General features: G+C 39.8%; 2 protein-coding genes. Both read right to left on the bottom strand.

Annotated features, from left to right (window positions below; all coding sequences use genetic code 11):
* Nucleotides 1-99 precede the first annotated feature (99 nt).
* Nucleotides 100-726, bottom strand: a complete 627-nt coding sequence (locus AAF462_11810) for a phosphoribosylanthranilate isomerase (GenBank protein MEM7009808.1) — start codon at nucleotides 724-726, stop codon at nucleotides 100-102.
* Nucleotides 727-789: 63 nt separating this feature from the next.
* The gene (locus tag AAF462_11805) at nucleotides 790-1905 is read right to left on the bottom strand and encodes a hypothetical protein (GenBank protein ID MEM7009807.1); all 1116 of its coding nucleotides are present in this window, start codon (nucleotides 1903-1905) and stop codon (nucleotides 790-792) included.
* Nucleotides 1906-1957: the final 52 nt, after the last annotated feature.

Raw genomic sequence — 1957 nt, 5'->3', positions numbered from 1 at the left:
GCCTGTTCCAACTGCAAAATAGCGGGCATAAGGGTTTCAGAGACATAGCGTCCTCCGAATTCTCCAAAATGCCCCATGATATCAGGTAGCTGTGTTTTATTATCCATTTTTTATCGCCTCAAAAAATTGTTTAAGTTTAATATGATCTTTCTTACCTGCAGAGGCCTCAACCCCGCTGCTTACATCCACAGCGTATGGTCTTACGGTAGAAATTGCTTCAGAAACATTTTCCGGCGTAAGCCCCCCAGAAAGTATTATTTTCTTATCTGTTTTCAGATCTTTAAGTACACCCCAATCAAAAGTACTGCCAGTTCCTCCATATTCTTTATCAGAATATGTATCAAGAAGGATAGCCTCTACAGGGTATTGCGCAAGGGGGTCCAAATCATGCTTATCCTTTACTCTAAGTACCTTAATAATCTTTCCTTGCAGTGAACTACAAAACTCAGGACTCTCATCCCCGTGTAGCTGAAGTGCGCTTACTTGTGTTTTTTCTTGTATCTCAGAGATATCTTCTACGCTCGCATTTACAAAAACGCCGACAGTGGTAATAAATGGAGGGAGTTTTGATATTATGTCACCTGCTATTTGAGGCTCCACATATCTTTTGCTATCTTTATAGAAGATAAACCCCAGCGCATCGGTGCCAAGCTCAACCGCAGCTTGTGCATCCTCAAGATTAGTAATACCGCATATCTTTACCTTAGTATTTGATAAATTATCCATAATTTTCAAAAGGGAAATTATAAAAGTACAATCAGTCTATGTAAACAGTTTGTGAGAATGGTGCTAATCGGAATTTTCAGCTTGAATATGCTGCCCTACATTGTCAGCTATAATTTCGTAGCCGTTTTTATTTGAATGGCCGCCAAAGTTATTGGGATAAATTTGCTGGGTCTGTGCGGCATTTTTAAGCGGCTCTAACATATCTATATATGAAATACTGTTTGCGTCAAAGAAAGCTCTTACAAACTGATTTGCAATCTCCTCGTTTGTTATTAGAGCCTTTAGCTTCTCAGACTGAGACAGTTCTTGATCCTGGTTTATAAAATCTGAATAGACATTCTCTTTAGTTGGAAGGATCACTACTAAAAATTCAGTATCATTGTCTTTTGCAAGCTGGTTCATCTTGTTTAGAAATGACAGACTAAGCTTAAGACCCTCTCTAATCTCTGGTGTTCCAAGGTCTAAGCCCTTAAGTCTTCTATCCGGGGTAAATCCGGTGTTAATGCCTATCTCGTCAATTTGCAGCATCAATATTTCTTCTCCGCGATCTAGTCTTCGCTGCTGCCGTAGGTTATCGCCGATTGCAGAAGAACTGATAATTCTATATAAAACACTATTCGCCGACAGCCAATCTGTTAAGCCCTTTTTATTTGGTTTATTGTTTTTTTGAACATCCTCTAACTTAATCTCTGAGTTGGTTCTAAGAGCTTCCCAAATCGGAACTGTATAGACTGCAGTTAGAGAATCTTTGAGATCGTTACCTAAATAAAAACCAACTATAATAAGTTCCGGATTAAGATTGAGTGCTTTGTTTTCCATAAGATAGAGATACTCAGCTGGGCCATAGCCCCCAAGCGATAGGTTATAAATATTTTTGCCGCTTATGCGCGATAGCGAGCTGGGCCATGAGTTTGCCGCGGTTGCACTTACGCCGTAGGTATGAGAGTCTCCAATTGTTACGATATCAGCAGAATCAGGCACAGTTTTATTTCTATAGCCCCAGGAGTCATGTGCTCCTGAGCCGGGTTCAATTCTATATCTTAGGACCTCATCCTGGATTGTATTTGGCTTAAGAAAATCAATCGGATCAAAAAAGAGTCTTGATAAAAATTCGACCGCTACAAGCGCAATCACTATAGTGAAAATAGCAAGCAGGAAATTTTTTAGATACTTATTCATATCTGAGTGCCTCAATAGGATCTAGCTGAGATGCTTTGCGCGCAGGGTAGAT

The sequence above is a fragment of the Thermodesulfobacteriota bacterium genome (assembly GCA_039028315.1).
Classification (GTDB): Bacteria; Desulfobacterota_D; UBA1144; order Nemesobacterales; family UBA2774; genus CR02bin9.
Note: the sequence above shows the minus strand (reverse complement) of the source record. Positions and strands in the feature narration are given on the sequence as shown.